At 61.4% G+C, this 21,700-nt stretch carries 18 protein-coding genes and 1 tRNA gene; 8 read left to right on the plus strand and 11 right to left on the minus strand.

From position 1 onward, the window contains the following. Positions 1-346 precede the first annotated feature (346 nt). The 3 genes from CXQ80_RS08530 (at position 347) to CXQ80_RS08540 (ending at position 3,242) form a co-directional block, all read left to right on the plus strand. A complete protein-coding gene (locus CXQ80_RS08530; RefSeq protein ID WP_101318406.1) occupies positions 347-1,744 on the plus strand; it encodes an amino acid permease in 1,398 nt (465 codons plus the stop codon). 273 nt (positions 1,745-2,017) lie between these two features. Next, positions 2,018-2,713, plus strand: a complete 696-nt coding sequence (locus CXQ80_RS08535; RefSeq protein WP_101318408.1) for a glutathione S-transferase N-terminal domain-containing protein — start codon at positions 2,018-2,020, stop codon at positions 2,711-2,713. Positions 2,714-2,810: 97 nt separating this feature from the next. Next, a complete protein-coding gene (locus CXQ80_RS08540) occupies positions 2,811-3,242 on the plus strand; it encodes a GNAT family N-acetyltransferase (RefSeq protein ID WP_101318410.1) in 432 nt (143 codons plus the stop codon). A gap of 3 nt (positions 3,243-3,245) precedes the next feature. On the opposite strand, the gene CXQ80_RS08545 is transcribed toward CXQ80_RS08540, so the two are convergent. From CXQ80_RS08545 to CXQ80_RS08595, 11 genes are all read right to left on the minus strand, one after another. Next, positions 3,246-4,700 carry a right-handed parallel beta-helix repeat-containing protein gene (locus tag CXQ80_RS08545; RefSeq protein ID WP_101318412.1) on the minus strand — a complete coding sequence of 485 codons (1,455 nt, stop codon included), beginning with the start codon at positions 4,698-4,700 and terminating at the stop codon, positions 3,246-3,248. Between the two features lie 14 nt (positions 4,701-4,714). Continuing rightward, on the minus strand, positions 4,715-5,866 hold the full coding sequence (locus tag CXQ80_RS08550; protein WP_101318414.1) for a polysaccharide lyase: 1,152 nt from the start codon (positions 5,864-5,866) through the stop codon (positions 4,715-4,717). Beyond that, positions 5,857-7,266, minus strand: coding sequence for an alginate biosynthesis protein AlgX (locus tag CXQ80_RS08555; protein ID WP_101318416.1), 1,410 nt, complete (start codon positions 7,264-7,266; stop codon positions 5,857-5,859). Before CXQ80_RS08555 ends, CXQ80_RS08550 begins: the two co-directional genes overlap by 10 nt. Positions 7,267-7,290: 24 nt before the next feature. Then, on the minus strand, positions 7,291-7,920 hold the full coding sequence (locus tag CXQ80_RS08560; RefSeq protein WP_101318418.1) for an alginate O-acetyltransferase AlgF: 630 nt from the start codon (positions 7,918-7,920) through the stop codon (positions 7,291-7,293). 19 nt (positions 7,921-7,939) lie between these two features. Next, on the minus strand, positions 7,940-9,034 hold the full coding sequence (locus tag CXQ80_RS08565; RefSeq protein ID WP_101318420.1) for an alginate O-acetyltransferase: 1,095 nt from the start codon (positions 9,032-9,034) through the stop codon (positions 7,940-7,942). Positions 9,035-9,043: 9 nt separating this feature from the next. Continuing rightward, positions 9,044-10,471, minus strand: coding sequence for an MBOAT family protein (locus CXQ80_RS08570; protein ID WP_101318422.1), 1,428 nt, complete (start codon positions 10,469-10,471; stop codon positions 9,044-9,046). Positions 10,472-10,485: 14 nt separating this feature from the next. Then, positions 10,486-11,937 carry an alginate export family protein gene (locus tag CXQ80_RS08575; protein WP_101318425.1) on the minus strand — a complete coding sequence of 484 codons (1,452 nt, stop codon included), beginning with the start codon at positions 11,935-11,937 and terminating at the stop codon, positions 10,486-10,488. After that, complete coding sequence (locus CXQ80_RS08580; protein WP_101318428.1) at positions 11,934-13,385, minus strand: sel1 repeat family protein; 1,452 nt, start codon at positions 13,383-13,385, stop codon at positions 11,934-11,936. Before CXQ80_RS08580 ends, CXQ80_RS08575 begins: the two co-directional genes overlap by 4 nt. A 22-nt stretch (positions 13,386-13,407) precedes the next feature. Then, positions 13,408-14,571: a PilZ domain-containing protein gene (locus CXQ80_RS08585; RefSeq protein WP_101318430.1), complete on the minus strand. Its 1,164-nt coding sequence runs from the start codon at positions 14,569-14,571 to the stop codon at positions 13,408-13,410. A 17-nt stretch (positions 14,572-14,588) separates the two neighbouring features. Then, positions 14,589-16,121, minus strand: coding sequence for a glycosyltransferase (locus CXQ80_RS08590; RefSeq protein ID WP_178080758.1), 1,533 nt, complete (start codon positions 16,119-16,121; stop codon positions 14,589-14,591). A gap of 64 nt (positions 16,122-16,185) precedes the next feature. Next, entirely contained in the window at positions 16,186-17,493 is a 1,308-nt protein-coding gene (locus CXQ80_RS08595) for a nucleotide sugar dehydrogenase (RefSeq protein WP_101318432.1), read from the minus strand. 447 nt (positions 17,494-17,940) lie between these two features. Between CXQ80_RS08595 and CXQ80_RS08600 the strand changes: the two genes are divergently transcribed. The 5 genes from CXQ80_RS08600 to CXQ80_RS08620 all read left to right on the plus strand — a co-directional run bounded on the left by CXQ80_RS08600 (position 17,941) and on the right by CXQ80_RS08620 (position 21,594). After that, positions 17,941-18,267, plus strand: a complete 327-nt coding sequence (locus CXQ80_RS08600; RefSeq protein ID WP_101318434.1) for a helix-turn-helix domain-containing protein — start codon at positions 17,941-17,943, stop codon at positions 18,265-18,267. A gap of 126 nt (positions 18,268-18,393) precedes the next feature. Beyond that, the gene (gene uvrY / locus CXQ80_RS08605) at positions 18,394-19,032 is read left to right on the plus strand and encodes a UvrY/SirA/GacA family response regulator transcription factor (RefSeq protein WP_101318436.1); all 639 of its coding nucleotides are present in this window, start codon (positions 18,394-18,396) and stop codon (positions 19,030-19,032) included. Between the two features lie 6 nt (positions 19,033-19,038). Continuing rightward, positions 19,039-20,862: an excinuclease ABC subunit UvrC gene (gene uvrC / locus CXQ80_RS08610; protein WP_101318439.1), complete on the plus strand. Its 1,824-nt coding sequence runs from the start codon at positions 19,039-19,041 to the stop codon at positions 20,860-20,862. 33 nt (positions 20,863-20,895) lie between these two features. Beyond that, positions 20,896-21,456 carry a CDP-diacylglycerol--glycerol-3-phosphate 3-phosphatidyltransferase gene (gene pgsA / locus CXQ80_RS08615; RefSeq protein WP_101318441.1) on the plus strand — a complete coding sequence of 187 codons (561 nt, stop codon included), beginning with the start codon at positions 20,896-20,898 and terminating at the stop codon, positions 21,454-21,456. A 62-nt stretch (positions 21,457-21,518) separates the two neighbouring features. Beyond that, positions 21,519-21,594 (plus strand) — tRNA-Gly (locus tag CXQ80_RS08620). Positions 21,595-21,700 lie beyond the last annotated feature (106 nt).

Below are 21,700 nucleotides of genomic sequence, written 5' to 3' on the forward strand. Positions count from 1 at the left end.
ATTGCGGTCATTCCCCTGATTCCTGAATTTTCAGCCGTGACTTGCACCGTGGCGTAAACCGCTGGCTCAAGGTGGTTGATGGTTTTTATTTTTTGGCCGATCGGTCAGGTCATCTCGGCATGAGTTCATTCCCTTGCGGAATCATGTGCTGCAAAAAGGTCGTTTGTTGGGGCTCCACCAAAGATCAATACTGACGTGGATCAATGATCGCGGCCGGGTAGGTCTGGATAACCAAAAGGCCTGCCTCGGTACGTACAGAACAACAACTAGATGCACGTTTGCATTGTACGAATTCTGCTCCAAGTTCAGCCGCCCGAGCGGCGGCCGACCCACTCGAGGGTTTTCCATGGCTTCGCTAAAAAACAAGAAACAGCGGTCCTTGCAACATGGTCTGAGCTCGCGTCAGGTGTCGATGATTTCGATCGCCGGGATCATCGGCGCGGGGTTGTTCATCGGCTCATCCAACGCAATCGCCACGGCAGGGCCGGCGATTCTGATCTCCTACGCCATGACCGGCTTGCTGGTGCTGCTGGTGATGCGCATGCTCGGTGAGATGGCCATCGCCAACCCCAACAGCGGCTCATTCTCGACCTATGCCAGTGAGGCGATCGGGCCTTGGGCTGGCTTTACCATCGGCTGGCTGTACTGGTGGTTCTGGGTGCTGATCATTCCGGTCGAGGCGATTGCCGGGGCAGACATCCTGCATGCGTATTTCCCTGACGTGCCGTCATGGTTGTTTGCATTTCTGATCATGTTGGTGTTGTCGTGCACCAACCTGATCAGCGTGAAGAACTTTGGTGAGTTCGAGTATTGGTTCGCCTTGATCAAGGTGATCGCCATTGTGGCATTCATCGTTGTTTGCACGATGGCGGTGCTGGGTTTCTGGCCATTGGCCGAGACACGCGGTGTGAGCCAGCTGTGGGCGAACGGCGGGTTTATGCCGAACGGCTTCGGCACGGTGCTGGGTGGGGTGCTGATCACCATCTTCTCGTTCTTTGGCGCCGAGATCGTGACCATTGCAGCGGATGAGACGGCCAATCCGAAAGACAAGATTCGCCGGGCCACCAACCTAGTGGTGTACCGCATCGGCATCTTCTATCTCGCGTCGATCTTCCTGGTGGTGTCGCTGGTAGCGTGGAACGATCCTGCGTTGAAGGCGGTGGGGTCGTTCCAGCGGGCGCTCGAGGTGCTGAATGTGCCGGGGGCGAAACTGGTGGTCGACCTGGTGGTGCTGGTGGCGGTTACCAGTTGCATGAACTCCGGGTTGTATACGGCTTCACGGATGCTCTACTCGCTGGCTTCGCGGGGGGAGGCGCCTGCTATGGTGCGGCGTGTGTCGGGTAATGGCGTGCCGACGGTAGCGGTGCTGTTGTCAACCTTGGCGGGCTTTGTCGGGTGTCTGGTCAACTACGTGTTCCCGGGAAAGGTGTTTGGCTTCCTGCTGTCCACTACCGGGGCGATTGCTTTGCTCGTGTATCTGGTGATTGCGATTTCACAATTGCGCATGCGTGGGCGGGCGGATCGGCTAGGGACTGTGCTGGAACTGAAAATGTGGCTGTTCCCGTGGCTGACCTGGTTGGTGATCGGGACGATTGTGATGGTGCTGGGGTATATGCTGCTCAGTGATGCTTATCGGTATGAGACGTTGATGACTGCTGGGGTTACGGCGTTGATCTTGCTGGTTGCGGTTACGCGGCGTCGAGGTGGGCCGGGGCGTTCCTCGATTCTGGTTTCGGGTGATTGAGCGTTTTGGATTAGCCCCTTGATCGCCGACACAACGCGGCCCCTGTAGGAGCGGCCTTGTGTCGCGATAGGGCCGCGCAGCGGCCCCTCGATTCATACAGCGCTGCAAGACTGCCAGCCAGTGGCATACGCCGCCGGCCTGGCTGTTCGCGACCGCGTTAACAGGCGCGGTCGCCGGCCGCGTCCTGATGCAGCCGATCTCCTGCAACGGGAGATAGTCAGTGCTGGCCTTTGTGCCCTACAGTGTCATTCCTACGCACAAAGGCTAGCGACCATGACCGATCTGAGCGCATTCCCTATCACCCACAAATGGCCAGCCGCGCATCCCGAGCGCCTGCAGCTGTATTCGCTGCCAACGCCAAATGGGGTCAAGGTGTCGATAATGCTCGAAGAGATTGGCCTGGCCTATGAAGCGCACAAGGTCAGCTTCGAACATGAAGAGCAACTGAGCCCCGAATTCATCTCGCTCAGTGCCAACAACAAGATCCCGGCCATCCTCGACCCCAACGGGCCGGACGGCCAGCCGCTGGCGCTGTTCGAGTCAGGCGCGATTCTGCAGTACCTGGCCGAGAAGAGCGGGCAATTGCTCAGCGTCAGCCCGGCCCAGCGCTACCAGACCCTGCAGTGGCTGATGTTCCAGATGGGCGGCATCGGGCCGATGTTCGGCCAGGTAGGCTTTTTCCATTTCTTCGCCGGCAAGGACTTCGAAGACAAGCGCCCACGTGATCGCTACGTCAATGAATCGCGGCGGCTGCTCGGGGTGCTTGATCGGCATCTGCACGGCCGGGACTGGATGGTCGACGACTACAGTATCGCCGACATTGCCATCTTTCCCTGGGTGCGCAACCTGGTCGACCGCTACAACGCACGCGAACTGGTGCAGTTCGAGCAGTTCAAGGACGTGCAGCGGGTGCTGGACAACTTCCTCGCTCGGCCAGCGGTACAGCGCGGTTTGACGATTCCGAGCTGAGCGCACTGAGTGCTACAGGAGCGAGCGATGATGGCCGGCAAATGGATCCTTGAACAGCTTGCAGGCGATGGACAGGCCCGTGCCGCGGCGGTGTTCGATGGCCTTTGAATTGATCCGCGCCAGCGACAGCTACCGCAGCTTTGCGCGGGATCTCACCCGCCAGGCCATGCTGCCGTACTATCAGGCATTCGGCCTGCGCTGGATCGAAGAAGCCTTCGACCAGGCCTGGGGCTGGCGCGAACAGTGGCTTGTCATGGAAGGCGAGACTGTGCTGGGCTTTTGCAGCTTGAGTCAGGATCGCCAGGCGCTGTTCATTCGCGAACTGCACCTGGTGCCCGAGCAGCGCAACCGCGGCGTTGGCACCTGGGCCCTGCAAACGCTGGCTGCGATGGCCGCGCAGCGCAAGCTGGGCTTGCTGCGGCTGATGGTGTTCAAGATCAACCCGGCGCGGCAGTTGTACCTGCGCCAGGGTTTCCTCGAGATGGGCGAAGACGACTGCTTCGTGCGCATGCAGCGCGCAGTCGCCTGATCCTCAACGCTGGCTGACGCGCACGGTATTGCCCTGGCGCACGGTCGACTCGAGCAGGGTGCCCTGCAGCGGCAACAGGTCGCCGATCAACAGGTTCTGCAGCAGTGGCTTACCGTCGAAGCTGTTACCACCCAACTCGACCTGGCGCATGCCTTCTACCCGCAGGATGGCCTTGCCGACCTGGCCCAGACGGTTGCCGCTGAGCAGCAGCGGGCCGGCCATGGGCGTGGCGTTGCGCAGGCTCACCGCGTACTCGGGGGTATTGGTGATGTGGTTGCCAAGCAGCGCCAGTGCGCCGACTTCGCTGGCGTCGATGGCGCTGCCGACACTGCTGCCGAGCAAGTTGTTGTCGACCACCAGTGGCGCTGCCGGGGTTGGCGCCAGGCTGCGCAGCTGGATGCCATTGCCACGGCTGTCGCCGATGCGGTTGCCGGCCAGCAACACCGCGCCTTGTTGCTCGCTGACTTCGATGGCAGCCTTGCCCGCGCCGAGGATCAGGTTGTTTTGCACCAGCGCGCGGGTTTGTCCACGCAGACGTACGCCGCTGTTGTTGTCGATGCCGCGCAGCTGGTTGTCACGCACGCTGACCTGGCTGTCACGGACATCGATTGCATATTGCTGGGACTGCTCGAAGCGGCTGCCCTCGATGGTTGCCTGGCTGCGCTGCAGCTCGACCGCACTGGACATCTCACTGAACTGGCTGTCGCGGATCACCACCGTCGCCGGGCGGCTGCTGGCCGGCTGCTGGGTGCTGATCGCCGTGGTCAGGCCACGCGACAGGTTGGCGTTATAGCCCAGACGCTTCAAGGTCGAGCCAACCACCTGGGTGTGGCTGCCGGCCCAGGCGATCACGAACGGACGCCAGGCGCGGTCGGTATTGCCCGCCTTGTCACCGGCCATGCTCTCCAGGTTGGACTTGTTCAGCCCCAGCCAGCCCTGGTTGATCAGCGCGGTACCGGAGTAGCTCGACAGATACAGGCTGGTGCCTTCGAGGACCAGACCGGCATCGGCGCCGATCATCAGCGGATAGCTGAGCAGGTAACCGTCCTTGTAGCGCTTGAGAATGCGTGAGTCGTTCAAGGCATCGTGCAACTGAGCAAGGGTGATGCTGCCGCCGCGCAGGGTCACCACTTGCGGGTGATGCGCCTGATAGCCAGCAATGGCACGGAACAGCCCATTATTGACGAACGGCTCGAACGGCCAGCTGCCGGCCTGGGCCGAGAACATCGGTTGCAGGCTGACACTGGCGCGGCCCGCCGGGCGTGCGCGTTCGGCCTGGGCAAAGGTTACCGCCAGGCGGACCTGCTGGCGCAGCTGCTGCAAATGTTGCTGATATTGCTCGGCAGGCAGCACGTCGACCGTCTGCTTGACGGGCAAGGTCTGCGTGCCAGCCTGGGCAGTACCGGCCAGCAGCAGGGCGGCGAGGCAGGTCAGGGAAAAACGGGCGAAGGGGGCCATGGGCACGTCCTTGTTCAACGCAAATGGGAATAGGCAGGCTGGATCGGGCCGCCGAGCTGACTGTAGTTGTCGACCTCGCCGTCTTCGCTGTCGTACAGCTTGCGCGCCAGGCTATTGCCCGGGTTGCGTTGCAGGTACGGGATCAGCCAGGCCAGCTTGTACGGCGCTACGTCCGCCTGCGACTTGCCCTTGAGTTCTGGCAGGTCGTCCGGATCGAGCACGCTGCGAGCGGCGAAGTTGGCCAGCAGATCAAGCGTATGCTGGTCTTCGGCCGTCCACGGCAGGCCGTTGACGCGGGCCGATTCGGCCAGCAGCACCAGTGGCACCAGCGCGTACTGGCTGTAGCTGGCCGCCAATTTGGCCCGTGCGACTTCCAGCGGCAGATAGGCGTAGCTACCGTCGCTGTTGCGTACCGCCTGGGCCAGTCCGCGGCGCAGGTTGCCGTCGGCCCACTGGATGAAATCGTCACGACCGATCAGCATGCCGGTGGCCGCGACTGCCCAGGCTGCCCAGTAGTCGTGGTTGTTGAAGTACACCCCGCGGGCGCTGCGTCGTGGGTCGTACTCAGCGATGACGCGCTCGCCCAGGCGAGTGAACCAGTCTTTCTGCACCGGCGTCAGCTGCAACTTGCCATCGCTGGCCGACTGGGTCAGCAATACCGCGCCGGCCATCGATGCCAGCGCCCATTTGCGTGCCGCCATGCCGGTGCTGCTGGCGTCCTCGGTGAGCAGCGCGCCGGCGCTGGCCCACTGTTCCAGCCACTGGTCCTGGCAGGCCAGGGCCATGTTGGCCTCCTGCGGTTTTTTCGCCCGCTGAAAGCGCTTGCTGGCATAGATCAGGCCGCCGATGAACTCCTTGACCTGCTTGCCGATCCGTTCGCTGTCGGCATCCGGGCTGCTGCGCAAGGTCGACTTGCTCGCGTCGCTCTGGTCGTATTTGCTTTGCAGGCGCAGGCTGCCGGTGTAGGGCGGCGGCGGCGCCTTGCTGCACTCAAGGGTACGGTAGTCGGCGATCATCGCTGCCTGCGGAGTATTGCGCGCAGGCCAGATCGACTGAGCCGCCTGCACCTGAGGCGCGAGCAGGGCCAGAGCCAGAGCCAGCAGGCTCAGTTGACGCGCGTGCGCGCGGCCAGTGCTGGCCGTCGCGCGTTGCGGGTTTACAGGCATAGACGGGTTTCCACATCGGTAGGCGCAGCGCTGGCCTTGGTCGGCTCAAGGAACACCGACAGCAGGTTGGCGCCGGCGTAGGCCGGATCTTTGCTCAGCTCAAGGTAGTACTGGCCACCGGTGACTGCAGCTTCACGGCGGAACCAGACCTTGTCGCGAGCACCGTTGTCGTAATAGACGATGACGTAGAAGTCCTTGACGTTCTTGTCGCTCAGGCGGATATCCAGAAAGCCGTTCGACCCGCTCAGCGCCTGGCGGTCACTGCCGGCGTTGGACAACAGCTCGATTCGTTCGCCGACCTTCAGCGGCGAGCGCTGCAGCTTGTTGCCAAGCACTTCGCGGGACGCTTCGCAGCCGCCTTTGACCGCCGGGATCAGCTGGCGATACATCAACGGCGAGTCAAGCCGGTAGTTGGCCGGCAGTTCCCAGACGATCAGCTTCGGCGGCGCGTCGGCCTTGTAGTCATCGGAGAGCAGGTACTCCAGCAGCGAGCCGTCCTCGCCAACGCCGGGCAGGGCGTAGTTGAGCACGTCGACGCTGAGGTACTGCTTGAGGTAGCCGTCGAAGTTGAACTGCTTGCTCTCGTCTTCCCGCGCTGCCGCGTTACTGTCACCGACCAGAATCACTTCCGGGTCCGGCGCCTCGTCGAACAGCGCTTCGGCGCTGGCCTCGACCGGGATGGTCTGGTAGCCGCGTACATACTGGAAACCGTAGTTGTTGCCACAGATCGCACTCATGGCCAGGTTGAGGGTGCCGTCTTTGGGCACCATCACGCCAGGCTCGGTGCGGTACTGCTTCTTGGTCAGGCCGGCGTAGAACGGCTGACGGCGGATCTCGTCTGCCATCAAGCGCGCGGTCGCCTCGGCGCCGACCGGTGTCCAGTGGTGGTCGCGGCGGAAGAAGTACTCGCCCTTGGGCGGCTGCTGGACCAGCTGCATCATCGGCGCGACCACCGCGCCACCTTGCTTGAGCTGGCCAAGGTAAGCCGCCAGGTTGGCGCTGGCGCGGGCGTAGTCAAAGCCGTAAGGATGCTCGCCAATCAACCGGTCGCGGTGCATCAGGCCACGGGTCGGCTGGATCGCCATGGCGACCTGAATGCCTTGCTGATTGAAGGTTTTCATCAGGCGGGCAAATTCAGGGCGCATCGGCGCCGGAATGCCGAACTCGTTGGTCAGATCGACCGCCGAGCGGAACAGCCAGCGCTCCTGACCAGGGACGATCTCGCGCATCAGCTTCATGCGCCCCTCGGCATACTGCTGAGGATCGCTCAAGGCCGGGCAGACCATGCACTGCAGGTTTTCGCAGCCGGGCTTGGCGCCTTGCGCAGGCGTGGCGGCGTGGCCGGTCTGGCTGAGCAGGGCGAGGGCGGCGCCGAGGCCCAGGGGTTTGAGGATCTTCATTGCCATTTCATCCTTGCAGCGAAATTACTCGGTCGGGTCGATGCTGTTGGCCATGCTCATGCTGCGATTGTCGGGCAGCAGCACGTAGCTGTACGAGCGGCCCTTCTTCAGGAACAGCTCATCGAAGCTGGCGACCTTCTGCTCGGCCTCGTAGGCGGCGAAACCAATCTTGATTTCGTTGACCATGCGGCTGCCGGTCTGGCCGTTGCTCAGCGGGTCGACGATCACGTGCTTGCCGTCGACGGTCTTCAGCGCAGCTTGCTTGTCGCTGAGGTTGTAGAAGGCGATCTGGGCTTTTTTCGGCTCGTTGACGTATTTGTCAGCGATCAACTTGAGCTGCTTGCCGTCGTAGACCACGGTGCTGGCGGCATTGGCCTTGAGCTGGGGTTCGATGGCCTTGCCGCCGACGGCGATCTTGTGCGTGCCGGCGGGGATGAAGCGGTACCCGCTGAGCTGGCCGGCGGCGACTTTCTGCGGATTGACCTTGCCGCTGAGGCTGACGTCGATGTTGCTCTGCGACAGGTTGAGCACGCGGACAAACGCCGAATCGGCCGGGGCGACGGCATCGTACAGGTCGGCGTTGCCTTCGGCGGCGACCGCCAGGTGGCTGCCGAAGGCGAGGGCGATTGCGGTAAACAGGTGGGTGAGTTTCATCAGTTACTCCTTTGATTCTTCAAAAATGCTGCGGCTGGGCGCTACGGCTGAGCGAGCCCGGGCGATGTGCCAGCAAAGTGCGCAGGGGGAATTCCCAGACCACGGTGTCGATCTGTGGGTTGCTCAACTGATCGCTGGCGAGAAACTGGCTCATCGACTCGAACGGACCACGTGCCTCGACGGCAATCGAGATCAGGTCACGGTTGAGCGCTTCCTTGAGGAAGCCGACAAAGTTCCAGTCATCGATCTTGCTGTAGCTGGTGCCAACCAGCAGCAGGCTCTGCTCCTGCTCGGCAAACAAATCGTCGCTGCTCTGCTCGGCCTTGAGCGTCTCGTACAGGTCGATCTGGTTCGGGCCGAACTGCGGCGCGAGGCGGTTGTGGTCGAACTGGATGTAGTTCATCAGGTCGCCCTTGACGCTTTTCTCGCCGGCCTTGTGCGACACGTAAGCCTGATCGCCGATCAGTTGCGGGCGTTGCCGGGCCAGCTCGAAGGCGGCCAGGCGGGCACCGTCCGGGCTCCAGTGGGTATCGGACTTGAGGAACAACTCCGGGCCGTTCAGTTTGCTGAGGAACGCCCCGCGCAGAGGCACCACGTCGAGCTGACGCGCTTGCAGTTCGCCGACAAAATCGTCGTACAGGCTGACTACGCGTGGATCGAAGCGGTGCTGTGCATGCTCGGCATACACATCCAGCTTCATCGGCAGCGGCAGGATCACCAGCTGCTTGCCGTGCTCGGCCAGCTGCGTCTTGATCTTGGCGATCTGCTCCAGCTGGGTGTTGAGGTTGGCCTGCAGGTCGTTCGGGACGCGGTATTCCTGGTTGGTGTAGAGCCAGCCCTGCTTGCCCAGGACCACGCCTTTGGTGCCTTCACCAAACAGCTTGAACTGGGCATCGGCCCACAGCTCCACCGAAGGCTCACGCAGGAAGAAGCGCTTGTCGTAGACCTGCTCGAACTTGCGCAGCAGCTTGCCATCGACAAACAGGTTCCAGGTGTCGGTCTGGGTGCGGGCAAAGCTGAACACCGGCGGCAGCGAATAGACGAACATCGCCGCCAGCACCAGCACGAAGAGAATGCCATTGGCCTTGCTGGCCGAATTCATCACGGGGTACATGGCAGTCTCCTAGAACTGGAAATACAGGAAAGGCGAGAACGAATTCGCCGCCAGGCTGCTCAGTGCCAGCACGAAGCCGCCCCACAGCAGCACGCTGTGCAGCGCGCCGACGTGGCGCATGAAGTAGCCGTCCTTGTTGCCGGCGTAGAAACGCACGTTGTTGATCCCTGCCAGCAGCAGCCACACCACCGCCACCAAGACAAACGCCATGGCCATCTTCGAGGCACCCAGCACGTACAGCTCCAGCGAGCCGAAGCCGTTGAAACCAAACAGCGCCTGGTAGATGTCCAGGCTGTGGCGCAGGTCCATGGTGAAGAACAGCGGCATGCTCAGCACGATCAGCAGCGCGGTGCGCAGGTTGCGGCCGAGCTTGTACGGCGTGTTGATCTTGGTCGCCAGGTGGAACTTGCGCTCGATGACCATGGCGAAGCCGAAGAACAGCCCCCAGAAGATGAAGGCGAAACTCGCGCCGTGCCACAGGCCCGACAGCAGCATGGTCCAGACCAACGCGGGCAGGGCGCCGGTGACGCGCTTGCGCACCAAAGGCATGTACACGTAGTCGCGCAAAAAATGCGCCAGGGTCATGTGCCAGCGCGCCCAGAACTCGGTCACGCTCTGCGCTACATACGGCTGGTTGAAGTTCTCCGGGAAGCGGAAGCCCATCATCAACGCCAGGCCCAGCGCCATGTGGCTGTAACCGGCGAAGTCGAAGTACAGCTGCAGTGTCGACACCACCAAGCCAAACCAGGCATCGCTGAACTGCAGCGTGCCTTCACCGACGAAGAGCATGTTGATCGGCGCAAGGCGGTCGGCAATCAACACTTTCATGATGAAGCCGAGCATGAACCGACATACACCGAGCGAGAACAGTTCCCAAGAGTGGGTACGCTCGCGCAACTGCGGCGCCAATTGGCTGTAACGCAGGATCGGCCCGGCCACCAGGTGCGGGAACAGCGCCACAAAGGCGGCAAAGTCGATGAAGCGGTTGGTTGGCGTGGCGTCCTTGCGGTAGATGTCGACGATGTAGCTCAGTGCGTGGAACACATAGAACGAGATGCCCAGCGGCAGGAAGATGTTCTCCAGCGTCCAGGTGTTGATACCCAGTGGCGCCAGCAGCACCGCCAGCACTTCAGCGCCGAAGTTGGCATATTTGAAGTAACCCAGGGTCGACAGGTTGCCGATCACGCCGATCCACAGCAGGCGCAGCGCCCAGCGTTTGTCGCCGGCATCCAGGCGATCCTTGATGCGCAGGCCGAACCAGTAGTTCCAGTAGGTGATCGCGACGAACAGCAGCAGGAAGTCCGGCCGCCACCAGGCATAGAAGATGTAGCTGGCGGCAACGATCACGGTCGAGCGCCACTGCGGCCTGGCCAGGAAGTACACGGCCAGGAACAGCGGCAGATACAGGAACAGGAACACATTGGAGGCGAAGATCATGGCAAGGTCCGTCCTTAGTAGCTGACAACTACGCCGAGGCTGAGCTGATAGTCATCGCCGGTTTCCAGCGCGCTACCGGCATTGAGGTAGCTGGCGCTGACCAGGGCGTTGATATCGAGGTGCTTGCCATCGAGGGCGACCGGGAACATCTTCCAGTAGTAGTTGACGTCGAGCATTTGCCCGACGTTACGGCCACTGCCGTTGGTGCGATTGTCGATTTTGTTGTTTCGTTGCGATCTTGCATCGCTGGCCACGCGGATTGGCATGACGCCGTCTTCATCACGCAGATTCAACTGAGTGACCCGCAGGTCCAGTGAGCTACGGGGCGTTGGGTTGGTTTCCAAAGCGAAGCCGTAGTAGCTCAGGTTCTGCAGGTCGAGGGCGACGAACGAGCTGGTCAGCCGCGTGCTGTAGGAACCCTGGCGAGTGATCCGATCAGACTGAATGGCGTTCAGGCGGAAGCCATCCTTTTCATCACTCGGTTTATCTGTCAAACCGGCGCGCAACGCTACGCGAGGAGTCCAGGGCAACAAATCGAAACGACGGCCGATTTCACCTAGCGCGGCCCAACCTCTGCTGTCGTTGCGCTTGGTCGTTCCCGCCTGCCGTGTCTCAACCATCTCGCCATCAAGCGCAGCCAGCTCCAGATGATAGTCACTGATCACCGGGTTGACGAGGTTGTCGCCCTTGAAGAACAACCCATAACGCATGCCTTTGAAGTCGAATCGATCGTCGATGTCGCGATCGCTGCGGTCATTCTCATGCATCAAGCGCACACCGACCTGATTGTTCTGGCTCAAGCGGTAAGCGTACTCACCCATGACATAGGTCGTGCGCGTTTCGCTGTCAGCGAGCGAGTTGACGTCGGTGTTGTAGTTGTTGAACTTCTGCCCAACCGCAACGAACGCTTCAGAGAACGTGTCCTTGTAGTTGAAGCGCAGCGACTCCAGGCTGTCATCCCACCAGATGCCGTAATCGTCAGAGAACCGCTGGCGACCCAACGATGCCGAGAAACGCGGGTCATCGCCGATCAGGTTGCGTTTGACGTACAGCTCACGCATTTCGGCGTACCAGCCTTCTGGCTGTTCGCGCGCGTTGGCAGTGGTCGATTCGTTGGTCAGGTTGCTCGACTGGCTCGAGTCATAGTTGACCCACAGGCGACCGTACACCATCCACTTCGCCCAGCGTTTCTCAGGTGAGTACCAGGCAAACGACGGCTCATAGCGCAAGCTGTAGAACATCTCGCGGTCACGGTCGACCTGCGAGTCTTCAGGGCCGTAGCCAGTTTGTACGGTCACCTTGTTGAAGACTTCAGACGTGATCACCGGCTCGCTGCCATCAGCAGCGGCAACCCGCACGGGTTCGTTGCTGTCAGCCTCGGGGCCGGTGACTTCTTCAGCAGCGAACGCTGCCGACATTGGGGCCAGGGCAAGCAGGGCGCCGAACAGGGGGGAATGCGCTTTCACAGGGTGGCCTCCTTCAACAGGTCGTTGCGTGCGGCCAGGGCACGCTCGATATCATCCTTGGGCAAGGTTCTTTCCAGACGTCGGACCAGGCTGCGCGCGCTGCGCTCACCCATGTCCAGGGCAATCCGCGCGTAGGTGTAGGCCTTGACCCGGTCATGGCACAGGGCACGGCCAAAGGTGTGCAGGCTGGCCATGCGGTACCAGGCAGCCGATGAACCCTTGTTGGCCTCGGCCTGGAACAACGCCATGGCCTTTTCCTGATCGGGCTGATCAGCCACGCCCTTGCTGTAGTACTCGGCCAGCAACAGGCCGGCGCTTGGGTAACCGCTGGCGCGCAGCTCTTCGATCAGGGCCAGGGCCTTGTCCGGGTCCAGCGTCAGCCAGTTGTTGACCATATAGAACGACGCCTGCAGGGCTTTGCCGCGGACCGGGTCGCGCTTTTGCACCAGATCGATCATCGCCTGGGTTTCATCGGCGTTGTGCTCGGTCGGGTTAGAGATCATGTAGTTGGCCTTGGACACCATCGCCGGCACAAACCCGCGCTCGACGGCGTCATCGCGCCAGCGCTGAACCTGCGCAATCGACGCCGCCAGCGCCTCGGCCTGAGCCTTGTCGTGGGCCAGTTGCTCAGGCGTTGGCGGTAGCTTGGCAGCGGCCGGGTTGGCTTCTTCGCGCTCGTAGCGGTCGGCGTCCTGCTCGGCGCGTTGCACGCTGGTGATGTTGTCCAGCAGCGAGGCAATCGCGTGCACGACTTCTACCGGCAGCTGGCTGCGCTGCGGCTCAAGCTCGGTGGCGAAGGCGCGGAAGGCCGGATCCTGTTGTTCGCCGAGAAACGCGTAGTAACGGTTGACCGCACGCACATCGAAACGCGCAGCCTCGCGGTACCAGCGCTCGGCGCCGGCGCGATCGCCCTTGCGTTCAGCCAGCACCGCCTTGTACAGCTGCGGCCGGCAGTTGAGCAGGCACGACTGTTCGTACAGGCCGAGCAGCTCGGTGGCCTGCGGCACGTCGACCAGCTCCGGGTAGACCAGGAACACCTCAAGCGTAGTGCTGGCGTTGCGCGGGTCGAGCCGGCTCGGGTAGCGCTCCAGTGCCTGTTTCATCCACGGCTGTTGGGGCTGGCGCAGGCTTGGCTGGCGCTCGATCAAGCGTGCCAGCGAAGCCAGCGCCGGGATCAACCCGCGGCCATCGGCAAAGGCCTGGTGATACAGCGCCACCGATTCTTGCGGTTTGCCATCCGGCCGCCCGGCCAGTACGTCGCCCAGCAGCAGGGCACTGGCCAGGTCACCGCGGCCGGCCAGCTCGCGCAGGTCGGCAGTGACGTCGGCGCTCGGGTCCTTGTACAAGGCGTAGCGGATCTGCTCCAGGCTCTGTCCAGCGCTGGCGGCGCTGGCACAGGCGAGGGCGATGCTGGCCAGCAGCAGGCGCGAAGGCGTCTTCAGGGTCATGACGTCAGCTCTCTCGATGAACTCAGTTCTGGCCGGTAAATGGCAGGCCCAGGAACAGGTCTACCGACACTGCCTTCTGGTAGGCCGTGGCCGGCAACGGGCTGTCTGGGGCAATGGTCAGGGACAGGTTGCGGTTAACCTCGTCAACCCGTGCATCGACCACCTTGCCGCTGAAGTGTTCATCCAGGCCAAACACCTGCATGTCCACCGAGCGAATGCGGCTGACGTCGGCCAGCTTGTCGAACGGCACGTTGGCGCGTACGAACAGGCCTTGGTCTTTCGGCAGCAGATGCATCAGCGGTGCTTCTTTATAGCCATAGCCATCCAGTGGCTGGCTTGGGAAGTACACCTGGCAGTCGCATGGGCTGTTGATCACGGTCTCGATGGTGGCGCGGCCGAGCAGGGTTTGCAGGTCGCCTGGCGAGAGGTCGGCAACCGCCTTCATGTCAGCCGGGCTGGTGAAGCTGGTGGCCAACTGAGTAGAGATGCTGGCCAGTGGCTGACCCGCTTTGACTTCGGTGGTGCCGGCCGGCAGCAGGAACTTCACATAGCCGTTGTCGGGCATGCTGATGATCTGCGCGTTGGTAGCAACCTGGGCCTGCAGGGCCGGGATGCGGAAGAACAGCATGTAGCCCTTGTAGCCAACGAATGCCAGGGCAGCCAGGCCAGCAGCGCTGTACAGCAAGGTGCCGGTCATGGCCTTGAGGCGAGCACCGGCAGAACGCGGCGAAGCGTACTTGTGTTTGCGTTCCTTGATGTAGTTTTCCCGCTGCATCACGTTGAACAGGCCATTGATGTCGGCGATCTCGCCGGACATGTAGGCGGTGATGATGTAGCGCAGGATGTCGCGCTTCTGCGCGTCGAGGTCGACGAACTGCGCGCCGACTTCGTTGCCACGCTGGGAGACGATCTTGACCTTGCCATCGATCGACAGGTCGACCTGATTCAGGCGCAGCTGGATCGATGCGTCATACAGCGCGCCGATGGTCAGCGGGCCTTCATGCAGCAGGCCGATACCGCCCAGCGAGATGTCCTGCAGGGTGGTTTCGATGACGGTCTGACCACCGCTGGCAAGGCGCACGCGGGCGTTGATGCGGGTGCGTACGTACTGGCGCTCGTCAACCGCTTCATGAACGATGTTGGCCGATGTCTTGCCCGGGGCCGCGGGACTGTTGGTCATGCTCATGTGCAGGCGCCTTTCCTTTAACGTTGCGTGAGTTCAAGAAGTACGGTGATGACCCCGAAGAAGATGGCGATGGAGGAGAACAACATCGCCTTCGAGGACCAGCGGTTTAGCGAGGTGTCAAAATCGACACTGCCGGTAGCCAGGGTGGTTTTCTGCCGGGTCCAGCTTTGCTGGTCCATATGGAACATCGCGTAGACCTTCATTACCGAGCCAACGATCTGGTTGTAATAAAGGACAAACGGATACATCGGGCTGACCGGGTGCTTGGCGAACACGAACAGCACGGTCACCAGAGTGCGTGAGATCAATACCCAGAACAGGTACACCAGCAGGTACTGGATGCCGAACACCAGGCCAGCCACCACCGAGGCGGTCAGGCCCATCAGGCAGGTCCACATCGACACCCGTTGGTCCCACAGCACGTACAGGGTGAACAACCCCAGACGCGCGCGGCCGAGCAGGGCGGTGGCGCGGAAGTTCTGCCGCAGCGAGTTGCCGTACCAGCGGAACATCAATTGCCGGGTGGCGATCCAGAAGCTGTCGCTGGGCGGGTGCTCGACGGTCAGGGTGTGGCTGTCGGGTACATAGAAGGTGTCCCAGCCGGCGCGCATCAGGCTCAGCCAGCTGGACTTGTCGTCGCCGGTCAGGAACTGGAAACGGCCCAGGCGCCAGTGCTGAAGAAAGTCTGCTTCGACGTCGCGAATGAACTCCGGGTCGATCATCACGCTGGCGCGGAAGAACGACAGCCGCCCGGTCAGGGTCAGTACCCGGTGCGACAGGGCCATCGAGCACATGTTGATGTGCCGCTGGACAAAGCGCATCGAGTGCCACTGGCGCATCAGGCGGCTACCCTCGACTTCGCAGAACTCGTTGGTAGTCAGGCCGCCGACGTCGGGCAGCACGGCAAACATCTTCACGGCGCGCTCGACACAGCCGGGCAGCATCATGGTGTCGCCATCGACCACGCCGACCACCGCATCTTCCATCGGCATCTGCCGCGACAGTGCGCGGAAGGCGTGGGCCAGGCCATCACGTTTGCCGGTGCCGCGGGCGCGGACGATCACCAGCTTGATGTCGTCGCGGTCGCGCACTTCATTGCGCATGATGTCCTTGATGAAATTCTCGTCGCCCTTTTCCACGATCGAAGCAATCACCGTGCACGGCACATTCAGCCGCTGCACTTCCTGAAACACCGACTGGTAGACCTTGAAGGTGGTCGAGGTCGGGATACGGAAGCTGGTCACCACCATGAACATGTGCGAAGGCAGTGCCGCATCACCCAGGCGCTCGACTTCGCGGCGCATGCGTGGGAACCGCCAATGCAGAAAATACATGCCGCGCAGGTAGTGCACGATGGCATTGCCATAGCGCCACATCCCGAGCGTGCCGATAACAAAGATGAACAGATGATGGCTCGGGTCCAGATAAGCCGGGGCGATCATCTCCGACGCCAGCGCGATCAGCCCGGCCAGGCACGCCCAGGCGCAGAAGCTGGCGGCCGCGCGCAGGTAACCTGGGGCCTCGAAAGGTCGCTGTTGCGTTCGTTCCATGTAGCGTGTGCTCCTGTCTGCGGCCGCACCCACGGCGAACTGCCGGGGGTGCGACCTGCATCGATTACCAGCAGATGCCTTGGCGTTGCTCGTCGCTGACGCCATCCATGAACCCGACCAGGTCGATGACCTGTTTGCCCTCGTTGTTCTCCAGGGCACTGGCAAAGCGCTCGTCGTTGTTGCCCAGGACGATCACATCGGCTTCGCCGATCACTTGCTCAAGGTCGTTCTGCAGCAACGAAGACACATGCGGGATGACCGACTCGATGTAGTCGCGGTTGGCACCGAACACCCGTGCGTACTCGACGTTGGCGTCGAAGATGCGCAGGTCGTAGCCCTTGCCGATCAATTTCTCGGCCAGGGTTACCAGCGGGCTTTCGCGCAGGTCATCGCTGCCGGCCTTGAACGCCAGGCCGAGCAGGGCGACTTTGCGTTTGCCGGTGCGCTCGACCAGGTCAAAGGCGATATCGACCTGATTGCGGTTGCTGGCCATCAGCGAGGCGAGCAGGGGGTGCTCGACATCCAGCTGGCCGGCGCGGTAGGTGAGGGCGCGCACGTCCTTGGGCAGGCACGAGCCGCCGAACGCAAAGCCTGGGCGCAGGTAATAGCGCGACAGGTTGAGCTTGTAGTCCTGGCAGACCACGTCCATCACTTCGCGGCCATCGACGCCGGAGGCTTTGGCGATGTTGCCGATTTCGTTGGCGAAGCTGACCTTGGTCGCGTGCCAGACGTTGCAGGTGTACTTGATCAGCTCGGCGACTTCCACCGACTTGCGGATCACCGGCGCATCCAGGCCCTGGTACAACGAAGCCAGCAAGTCGCCCGACTGGGTGTCGAGCTCGCCGATCACGGTCATGGCCGGGAAGTCGTAGTCCTTGATCGCGGTACTTTCGCGCAGGAACTCAGGGTTGACGGCAACGCCGAAATCGGTGCCGGCCTTCTTGCCCGAGTACTGCTCAAGGATCGGAATGACCACATTCTTGACGGTGCCCGGCAGCACGGTGCTGCGCACCACGACTGTGTGGCGGCTTTGCTTGTCGCGCAGGACCGTGCCGATTTCACGGCACACGGCTTCCATATAGACCAGGTCGAGGTCGCCGTTCTTCTTGCTCGGCGTACCGACGCACAGAAGCGACAGGTCGGTGGCGAGTACCGCGGCCTGCACGTCGGTAGTACCGCGCAGGCGGCCCTGGTTGACGCCGTCTTGCAGCAGTTGCTCGAGGCCTGGCTCAACGATTGGCGACTTGCCCTGGTTGATCAGATCGATTTTCGCCTGGGAGACGTCCACTCCCAACACATGATGACCGCGCGCCGACAAGCAGCCCGCGCACACTGCGCCCACATAGCCAAGGCCAAAGATGCTGATGTTCATAGATCCCTCTCCCAGGACACGGCAAGGCCGGCCGAGATGCTCAGTTCAAGAAGTTTTCAATTAGGCAGACGCGCAGAAACAAGCCGCGAGGAAGTGGCAATACAGGCTGTTTTTTTTGGTCTTTTTTCATCCTAAAGGGGTTGCTGTTAGAACCGCAAGCGTTGATCTGCGGCTTTGTGAAAATACTTTAATCGTCGCTTGTTAAAGTTTAAAAACCGTTTTAAAACAACGACTTAAAGTTTGATGTAAGTTCGGCGTCAAAAAACCGATGCTGCTTGATTGGCAACAAAATGGCGTCGGTAAACTGTCGTTGATGTATTATTTTCATCTTGCTGACTGCGCCTGGTGCCAACTTGCGTCGAGCGGCTGTGCTAGGCATAGTTGCGCTTGGTTACACCTCGGGTGCTGGAAGTGCTCGATCGCCCTTTACTGCACAGGAGGCATCTCATGAAAGGAATCGGACCTAGGCTGCGCGAAGAGCGTGAACGTCTGGCACTTACCCAGCGCAGATTTGGTGAGATCGGGGGCGTCGAGCCCAATGCTCAGGGCAAATACGAGAGTGGCGAGCGCACTCCGCGTGTTGACTACCTTGCCGCGGTGGTCGCTTGCGGCGTTGACGCCAGATACGTGCTCGGTGGTGTCCGCACGCCACCGCCCATAACCAATCTAAGTGAAGACGAGACCCGCTTGCTGGGTACGTTTCGCAGCCTGTCCGCCAGTGATCAGGCTGCGCTGTGGTACCTCGCCGAGCGCTTGCTGGGTGACGCCAGCTAAAGCCTGACCAGATAGTCAGTTCAGATCGAGCAAAAGGCCTGGAATCGTGATGCGAAGGGCTAGGTCGACCTTGTAATTTTTTGTTATGGTGGCGGGATCCAATCGCCCCACTGACGAGGTGTCTGCTTGATTAGGGTCTTAGTGGTCGATGATCACGATCTGGTGCGTACCGGCATCACCCGCATGCTTGCCGATATCGACGGCTTGCAGGTGGTGGGTGAGGCGGATTCCGGTGAGACAGCCCTCAAGCTGGCCCGTGAGCTGAAACCCGATGTTGTCCTCATGGACGTCAAGATGCCTGGCATCGGCGGCCTCGAGGCGACCCGCAAGCTGCTGCGTAGCCATCCGGACACCAAAGTGGTGGCGGTCACCGTGTGTGAGGAAGACCCGTTCCCGACGCGTCTGCTGCAGGCCGGCGCCGCTGGCTATTTGACCAAGGGCGCGGCGCTGGATGAAATGGTCCAGGCCATTCGCCTGGCATTTGCCGGCCAGCGCTATATCAGCCCGCAGATCGCCCAGCAGCTGGCGCTGAAGTCATTCCAGCCGCAGGGCTCGCCGTTCGACTCGCTGTCCGAGCGAGAAATCCAGATCGCTTTGATGATCGTCGGCTGCCAGAAAGTGCAGATCATCTCCGATAAGTTGTGTCTGTCCCCCAAGACCGTCAATACTTACCGCTATCGAATCTTCGAAAAACTTTCGGTCACCAGCGATGTCGAATTGACGTTACTGGCCGTACGCCACGGTATGGTCGACGCAAGCCTCTGAGTTTCCATGTCCCCAATTTTTGATGCCAGCGCATTCCTGGCGACCTGCAGTGGTCGGCCGGGTGTGTACCGTATGTTCGACGCCGAGGCGCGGCTGCTCTATGTGGGCAAGGCCAAGAACCTCAAGAAGCGTCTGGCCAGCTATTTCCGCAAGACCGGGCTGGCGCCCAAGACTGCCGCCCTGGTGGGGCGCATCGCCCAGGTCGAAACCACCATCACCGCCAATGAGACCGAGGCACTGCTGCTCGAGCAGAACCTGATCAAGGAGTGGCGGCCGCCGTACAACATCCTGTTGCGCGACGATAAGTCTTACCCATATGTATTCCTGTCTGACGGCCAGTTCCCACGCCTGGGTATTCATCGCGGGGCGAAGAAGGCCAAGGGTCGTTATTTCGGCCCGTACCCAAGTGCTGGTGCCATCCGCGAAAGCCTGAGCCTGTTGCAGAAGGGCTTCATGGTCCGCCAGTGCGAAGACAGCTATTACGCGAACCGGACCCGGCCGTGCCTGCAATATCAGATCAAGCGCTGCAAAGGCCCCTGCGTGGACTTGGTCAGCCCAGAGGAATATGCCGAGGACGTGCGTCACTCGGTGATGTTCCTCGAAGGCCGCAGCCAGCAGTTGGGCAATGAGCTCAATGCCGAGATGGAACAGGCGGCGATGACCTTGAATTTTGAGAAGGCAGCCCAGCTGCGCGATCAGATCGCCTTGTTGCGCCGGGTGCAGGACCAGCAGTACATGGAGGGTGGCTCCGGTGAGGTCGACGTGGTGGCTGCCTTCATCAACCCGGGCGGCGCCTGTGTGCACCTGATCAGCGTGCGCGGCGGGCGGGTGCTCGGCAGCAAGAACTTTTTCCCGCAGGTGGGCATCGAAGAGGAGGTCAGCGAGGTCATGGCGGCCTTCCTCGCCCAGTATTACTTGGGCAATGCCGAACGCGAGATGCCCGGTGAGTTGATCGTCAACGTCGTCCACGAAGACTTCGCGGCTATCAGCGAAGCCGTGCAGACCTTGCGCGGGCGCGAGTTAGCTATTACCCATCGCGTGCGTGGCACCCGTGCCCGTTGGCAACAACTGGCCGTGACCAATGCCGAGCAGGCGTTGAACGCCCGGCTGGCCAACCGGCAACACATGGCCGCACGCTTTGAAGCCCTGGCCAGCGTGCTGGGCCTTGATGAAGTACCGCAGCGCCTTGAGTGCTACGACATCAGCCATTCCAGCGGTGAGGCCACTGTAGCCAGTTGCGTGGTGTTCGGCCCGGAAGGCCCGATCAAGTCCGACTATCGCCGTTTTAACATCGAAGGGATTACCGGCGGTGACGACTATGCCGCCATGCACCAGGCACTGATGCGCCGCTATGGCCGGATCCAGGCCGGCGAGGGCAAATTGCCCGATGTGTTGCTGGTCGACGGCGGTAAAGGTCAGTTGAACATGGCCCGCGACGTCATGCAGGAACTGGGCATCAGCGACCTGACCTTGCTCGGCGTAGCCAAGGGCGTGACCCGCAAGGCCGGCTTCGAGACCCTCTACCTCAACGACGTAGCCCACGAGTTCACCCTCAAGGGCGACTCTGCCGCGCTGCACTTGATCCAGCAGATCCGCGACGAAGCGCACCGTTTTGCTATCACCGGCCACCGTGCCCGGCGCGGCAAGGCCCGACGCACCTCCAGCCTGGAAGACGTCGCCGGGGTTGGTCCGAAGCGCCGCCGCGAGCTGCTGAAACATTTCGGCGGACTGCAGGAGCTCAATCGCGCCAGTATCGACGAGATAGCCAAAGCACCCGGAATCAGTAAAAAGCTTGCCGAGTCGATTTATGCCAGCCTGCATAGCGAGTAGAATGCCCAGTTCAACTCGCAGCCAGTCGTACCGATGAATATTCCAAATCTGCTCACCGTTCTACGCGTCCTGCTCATCCCGATCTTCATTCTGCTGTTCTATGTGCCCTATCACTGGAGCTACATGGCTGCCAGTACGGTGTTTGCCATCGCCGCTGCTACCGACTGGCTGGACGGCTATCTGGCCCGTCGTCTGCAGCAGAGCACTGCGCTCGGTGCCTTCCTCGACCCGGTCGCAGACAAGCTGATGGTCGCGGTTGCTCTGGTGCTGCTGGTACAGGTACACGCGAACTTCTGGCTGACCTTGCCTGCGGCGGTGATCATCGGGCGCGAGATCGTTGTTTCGGCGCTGCGTGAGTGGATGGCCGAATTGGGGGCGAGGGCACATGTTGCCGTGTCCAATCTGGGCAAGTGGAAGACTGCGGCGCAGATGCTGTCCCTGGTGATCCTGCTGGCCAACCCGCCGGTCTTTGGCTTCTGGGTTGTGCTGGGCTATGGTCTGCTGCTGGTAGCTGCAGCGCTGACGTTGATCTCCATGATCAATTACCTGGTCGCCGCCTGGCCGCATCTGCGTGAAGGTTCAGAGCCGAAATAAAACTTTTTTGAATCAAGGGCTTGACGGCGTTTGGCAGATCGCTAGAATAGCGCCATCACCAAGCGGGAATAGCTCAGTTGGTAGAGCACGACCTTGCCAAGGTCGGGGTCGCGAGTTCGAGTCTCGTTTCCCGCTCCAAATATCGGTCTGCAGAAGGAAGGTAATTTCTGCAAGGCCTTGAAAAAAGACGCTTCGGCGTCTTTTTTCGTTCCAGGCCAAACCACGCCGATCCATGGGCCGCCAG

Source organism: Pseudomonas sp. 02C 26, assembly GCF_002843585.1.
Taxonomy (GTDB): Bacteria; Pseudomonadota; Gammaproteobacteria; order Pseudomonadales; family Pseudomonadaceae; genus Aquipseudomonas; species Aquipseudomonas shirazensis.